At 74.1% G+C, this 5,038-nt stretch carries 5 protein-coding genes; 3 read left to right on the top strand and 2 right to left on the bottom strand.

Annotated features, from left to right (window positions below):
- Positions 1-1,208: peptidylprolyl isomerase (locus HMPREF0731_RS07755; protein ID WP_007003518.1), on the top strand; the 1,208-nt coding region annotated here is incomplete at its 5' end.
- A 7-nt stretch (positions 1,209-1,215) separates the two neighbouring features.
- Entirely contained in the window at positions 1,216-2,067 is an 852-nt protein-coding gene (rsmA, locus tag HMPREF0731_RS07750; protein ID WP_040612542.1) for a 16S rRNA (adenine(1518)-N(6)/adenine(1519)-N(6))-dimethyltransferase RsmA, read from the top strand.
- Positions 2,068-2,124: 57 nt separating this feature from the next.
- On the opposite strand, the gene HMPREF0731_RS07745 is transcribed toward rsmA, so the two are convergent.
- Together HMPREF0731_RS07745 and rsmI are read right to left on the bottom strand one after the other, a co-directional pair.
- On the bottom strand, positions 2,125-3,240 hold the full coding sequence (locus tag HMPREF0731_RS07745; protein ID WP_007003516.1) for a glycosyltransferase family protein: 1,116 nt from the start codon (positions 3,238-3,240) through the stop codon (positions 2,125-2,127).
- Between the two features lie 111 nt (positions 3,241-3,351).
- Positions 3,352-4,278, bottom strand: a complete 927-nt coding sequence (rsmI, locus tag HMPREF0731_RS07740) for a 16S rRNA (cytidine(1402)-2'-O)-methyltransferase (RefSeq protein ID WP_007003515.1) — start codon at positions 4,276-4,278, stop codon at positions 3,352-3,354.
- A gap of 62 nt (positions 4,279-4,340) precedes the next feature.
- On the opposite strand from rsmI, the gene HMPREF0731_RS07735 reads away from it, so the two are divergent.
- The coding region (locus HMPREF0731_RS07735; protein WP_169312273.1) for a penicillin-binding protein activator at positions 4,341-5,038 on the top strand (698 nt) is incomplete at its 3' end.

Genomic DNA, 5,038 nt, shown 5'->3' with positions numbered 1-5,038 from the left:
CCGGCGCGGCCCCCGCCCAGGTCAACAGCATCGTCGCCGTGGTCAATGGCGATGTCGTGACCGCCGGCGAGGTCGCCGGCCGCGCCCGGCTCTTCGCGCTGAACGCCGGCATGGGCCCGGCGCCCGACGTGGTGCAGCGGCTGCGCCCGCAGGTGACCCGCCTGCTGGTCGATGAGCGGCTGCGCATGCAGGAGGTGCAGCGCCGCGGCATCCCCGTCCCCGACGAGGACGTGGCCGAGGCGGTGCAGGAGATCGAATCGCGCAACGGCCTGCCGCGCGGCGGGCTGGTGGGGCAGCTGCGCGCCGCCGGCATCCCGCCGCGCGCCCTGTTCGACCAGATCCGCAACCAGATCGGCTGGTCGCGCCTGGTGCGCGCCCAGCTCGGCCAGCAGGCGCAGATCTCGCCGGCCGAGGTCGCCGAGTTCGTCGCCGCCCACAAGGCGCGCACCGGCCAGCCGGAATACCTCGTCTCCGAGATCTTCATCCCCGTGGACGACCCTGGCGCCGAGCCCGAGGTGCGCCGCTTCGTCGAGGATGTGGTGGGCCAGCTGCGCCGCGGCGTGCCCTTCCCCGCCGCCGCCACCCAGTTCAGCCAGAGCCAGACGGCGCTGCAGGGCGGCGACATGGGCTGGGTGCGCGGCGAGGAGTTCGACCCCGGCGTGGCCAGCATCCTGGAGCGCATGCCGCCGGGCGCCATCGCCAACCCGCAGCGCGTGCCGGGCGGCTTCCAGATCGTCGCCCTGCGCCAGAAGCGCGAGACGGGCCGCGACCTGGCGACGATGGTGACGCTGCGCCAGGCCTTCCTGGGCTTCACCAGCGCGCTCGACCCGCAGAACCCGACCCAGCAGCAGATCCAGGCGCTGGAGCGGGCGCGCGCCCTGCAGGGCCAGAACTGCCAGGCGGTGGAGGCGGCGGCGCGCGGCAGCAGCCGCCCGGCCGATCCGGGCGGGCCGCTGCCGCTCGAGCAGATGCAGCCGCCGCAGCTGCGCAGCATCGTGGCCGGCCTGCAGGTCAACCGCGCCAGCCAGCCGCTGGTGACGCCGGACGGCATCCTGGTGCTCGCCGTCTGCTCGCGCGAGACGCGCAACCTGGCCGAGCTGACGCCGGAGCAGGCGCGGGTGCAGATCCTGCGCGACCGCATCGAGCTGGCCTCGCGCCAGTTGCAGCGCGACCTGCGCCGCCGCGCGCAGATCGACATGCGGAGCTGAGGCGGCCATTCCGCCCACCCTCCCCTCGCTGGCCGAGACGGTCGCGAAGCACGGGCTGGCCGCGCGCAAGGCGCTCGGCCAGCACTTCCTGCTGGATGCCACGCTCTGCGCCCGCATCGCCTCCATCGCGGCGCCGCTGGAGGGCCGCCAAGTGCTGGAGATCGGCCCCGGCCCGGGCGGGCTGACCCGCGCGCTGCTCGACAGCCCGGCCGCCCATGTCACCGCCGTCGAGCTGGACCGCCGCGCCATCGCCGCGCTGGAGGAACTCTCCGCCGCCTATCCGGGCCGGCTGTCCATCGTCGAGGGCGATGCGCTGCGCATCGACGCCGCGACGCTGCTGCCGGCGCCGCGCCGCATCGTCGCCAATTTGCCCTACAATGTCGGCACCGCACTCCTGATCGGCTGGCTGCACCGCGCCGAGCTGTTCGAGAGCCTGACGCTGATGTTCCAGCAGGAGGTGGCGGAGCGCATCACGGCGGCCCCCGACACGGAGCATTACGGCCGGCTGGCGGTGCTGTCGCAATGGCGCTGCCAGTGCCGCATGACGCTGCGGCTGCCGCCCGGCGCCTTCAGCCCGCCGCCCAAGGTGTGGTCGGCCATCGTGCATCTGGTGCCGCATGGCACGGTGCCGGACCCGGCGCTGATGGCGGCGCTGGAGCGGGTGACCGCCGCCGCCTTCGGCCAGCGCCGCAAGATGCTGCGCTCCTCCCTCAAGACGCTGGGCCGGCCCGAGGCGCTGCTGGAGGCGGCCGGCATCGAGGCGACGCGCCGGGCCGAGACGCTGAGCGTCGCCGAGTTCGAGCGCCTGGCCACCCTGCTGCTGGCGCAGGAGCGCGAGACGGTGCCGCCCTCCCCCTGAGGGCGGGTGCAGGGGACCCTGTCCCCTGCTGGGGGAGTTTGAGGGGGCGAAGCCCCCTCAATTCCAGTTGCGGCCGCGGTATTCGCTGCTGCGCAGCAGGGTGCGGCGCATGGTGGCGACGCTCTGCCGGCCCACCCATTGCTCGTAGATGTGCTCGCCTTCCGGCAGCCGGTCGAGCAGCAGGCGGTAGAGGGCGGTCAGATCGTCGCGCTCCAGCGGGCGGTCCATCGCCCAGTGGCGCGCCGCGTAGCGTTCCAGGAAGCCGGGGAAGTCGCGCTCGCGGAAGCGGCGGAAATGCGTCTGGTGCAGCGCCGCCATGCGCTGCACCAGGGCGGCATCGACGGGCTCGATCGGCAGGTCGCCGCGCTCGCTCGGCACCATCCGGTCGAAGCCCAGCTCGCGGAAGCGGCGCTCGTTGAAGGAGGCGCCCTTCTCGCCGATGTAGCGGGCGAAGCAGGTGTCGGTCATCACCCGCGCATAGCCGAGCCGCGCCGCCGCCAGCGCCTTCAGCGCGTCCTGCGAGGATTTGTCGATCGCCATCTCCTGGCCTTCCAGCCAGCGATAGACCGCCAGATGGTCGCGGTTCGGGTAGTCGGTGCGGTCGAGGATGGCGTGGTAGGGGGCCAGCCACGCGCTGATGCGCCGCCAGGCCTCGCGCCGCAGGCCGAAGCCCCAGTGGTGGTCGAGCGGCACCAGGTTCACCCGGTCCGGCCAGGGGGTGGCGCGGTGGTCGCCATAGGCGGCGAAATAGGCGACCTCCGGATGCGGGGCCAGCGCCGCGCGCAGCCGCTCCAGCATCAGCAGGTAGCAGGGCCCGAGTTCCAGGTCGTCCTCGAAGAAATAGGCCAGATCCGCGTCCAGCGCCTCGAAGGCCAGGCGCTCGCCGCGGCGGATGTTGCCGGCGATGCCGAGATTCTCGGGGCTCGCCACCACCTGCCCCTGGGGGAAGACGCTGCGGAAGGCGGTCACGCTTTCCGCCATCGCCGCGTCCTCGGCATAGCGCACGCCGGAGCGGCGGGAGACGGCGCCATCCTGCAGCAGGAAGATGCGCCGCTCGTCCAGCGCCACGCCCTGCTGCGCCTTCAGCGACTGGCAGAAGCGCCGCAGATAGGGCCCGCGGTCGAAGGCGAAGATGATGATCGGCACATCGATGGCGCGCGCGCTTCCGCTCATCCGGCTCAATTCCCCGCCCTGCTGCCCCGCCTAGCTAGCCGCAGCGCAGCAAGCCGGTAAATGACCATTCCGTTGCCGAATCGCAATAGGACTGCACTCCGTCCCGCCGCCTCAGCCTTCCTCCCCCGCCGCGCCGCGCTGCATCTCCAGCGCCCGCGCATAGACCTGCTTGCGCGGCAGGCCGGTGGCGGCGGCGACCATGGCGGCGGCGTCGCGCAGGCTCTGCCCGGCCGCCAGCGCCGCGCGCAGCTGCTCGTCCAGCCCCGCCTCGGCCTCCGGCGCCGCGTCGCCGGGCGGGCCCACCAGCAGCACGATCTCGCCGCGCGCCGGATGCCCGGCGTAATGCGCGGCAAGCTCCGCCAGGCTGCCGCGCCGCACCTCCTCGAAGCGCTTGGTCAGCTCCCGCGCCACCGCCGCCGGCCGGTCGGGCCCCAGCAGTTCCGCCATCGCCGCCAGCGTCTCGGCCAGGCGGTGCGGCGCCTCGTAGAAGATCAGCGTGGCCGACAGCCCGGCCCGCTCCATGGCGCGGAAGCGCGCCAGCTCGGCCGCCCGCGCCGCCTCGCGCGGCGGCAGGAAGCCGTGGAACAGGAAGGGGTGCGGCGGCAGGCCGGAGAGCGTCAGCGCCATCACCGCCGCATTCGCCCCGGGCACGGCCGAGACGGTGATGCCCGCCGCGATGGCGGCCCGCACCAGCCGGTAGCCGGGGTCGCTCATCAGCGGCGTGCCTGCATCCGAAACCAGGGCGAAGCGTTGCCCCTCCGCCATCCGCGCGATCAGGCGCGGGGTCGCCGCATCCTCGTTGTGTTCGTGCAGGGGCAGAAGACTCACCGAAACGCCATGTCGCGTGAGCAGCGGGGCGGTTACTCTGGTGTCCTCGCACAGCACCGCATCCGCCGCGCGCAGCACGGCGAGGGCGCGCGGCGCGAGGTCGCCGAGATTGCCGATCGGCGTCGCCACCAGGGTCAGGCCGGGCGCCCCACCCGGAGGAGGAGAGTGTTCACGTGTCGTCTCGTTGGTTTCAGGCTCATCCGGCTGCACTGGTTGGAACTCTCCCCAAGGCCCGGCGGTCGCTGGCCGGCTCTGCGCTGATCGCTGCCCTTGTGGCGCTGTCCGCCTGCGCCCCGCAAGCCTCCGGCCCCTCCTACGCGCCGCAGCCCATGGCCGGCGGCTATGCCGAGCCGGTGCCGCAGCGCGCCAAGGTGGGCCTGCTGCTGCCGCTCTCCGGGCAGAACGCGGCGCTCGGCCAGTCGCTGATGAACGCGGCGCAGCTGGCGCTGTTCGAGCAGGGCGCGCCCGGCTTCGAATTCGTCCCCCGCGACACCAACGGCACCCCCGCCGGCGCCGCCGCCGCGGCGCGCCAGGCCATCCAGGGCGGCGCCCGCGTGCTGGTGGGCCCGCTGACGGCACAGGAGACGGCGGCCGTCTCCATCCCCGCCCGCGCCGCCGGCATCCCCGTGCTGCCCTTCACCAACGACGCCAACCAGGCGGCGCAGCAGGTCTGGCCGCTCGGCATCACCCCCGTGCAGCAGGTCCGCCGCCTGGTCGCGGCCGGCCAGGCGCAGGGCGTGCAGCGCTTCGCCCTCGCCGCCCCCGATGGCGCGCTCGGCCGGCAGATGGCCAGCGCGCTGCGCAGCGCCGCCAGCGAGCTGAACCTGCCGCAGCCGCTGGTCGAGTTCTACCCCGCCGCCGCGCAGCCCGGCCTGGTCGCCCGCGACGTCGCCCAGAAGCTGGCGCTGACCGCCGAGAGCCCGGAGGAGCAGCGCCCCGGCATGCTGATCCTGGGCGAGAGCGGCGCGCG

Source organism: Pseudoroseomonas cervicalis ATCC 49957 (assembly GCF_000164635.1).
Taxonomy (GTDB): domain Bacteria; phylum Pseudomonadota; class Alphaproteobacteria; order Acetobacterales; family Acetobacteraceae; genus Pseudoroseomonas; species Pseudoroseomonas cervicalis.
Note: the sequence above shows the minus strand (reverse complement) of the source record. Positions and strands in the feature narration are given on the sequence as shown.